This window comes from Yersinia sp. 1252 StPb PI, from assembly GCF_048593885.1.
Lineage (GTDB): Bacteria > Pseudomonadota > Gammaproteobacteria > Enterobacterales > Enterobacteriaceae > Yersinia > Yersinia enterocolitica_E.
In genome coordinates this window covers 1-256 of record NZ_JAZGQE010000567.1, presented here as the reverse complement: position 1 = coordinate 256, position 256 = coordinate 1, and the positions used below count along the sequence as shown (strand labels likewise).

The window sequence follows — 256 nt, the reverse complement described above, 5'->3', positions numbered from 1 at the left end:
CCGCATTGGACCCAAGATCGCTGTCGAGCCCGAAGAGCTGATCCTCCACCACGGTCTTGGGCACGACCTTGCCGCAACGGCGCAACAGCAGTTCCAGCAACTGCGTTTCGCGCACGGACAGCGCCAGCGGCTGGGCGTCGATATAGGCGACGCGAGTCTCGACGATGAATTCCAAAGCGCCGCAGCGGAGCGACTTGCCGGTATAGCCGTCGCGACGCCGCAGGATGGCGAGCAGCCGCGCGTGCAATTCGTCAAC

1 pseudogene is annotated in these 256 nt (G+C 64.5%); it reads right to left on the bottom strand.

Annotation, left to right across the window (positions count from 1 at the left end):
- A pseudogene (locus tag V2A85_RS24755) lies at window positions 1–256 on the bottom strand (two-component system response regulator QseB); the annotation flags it as partial.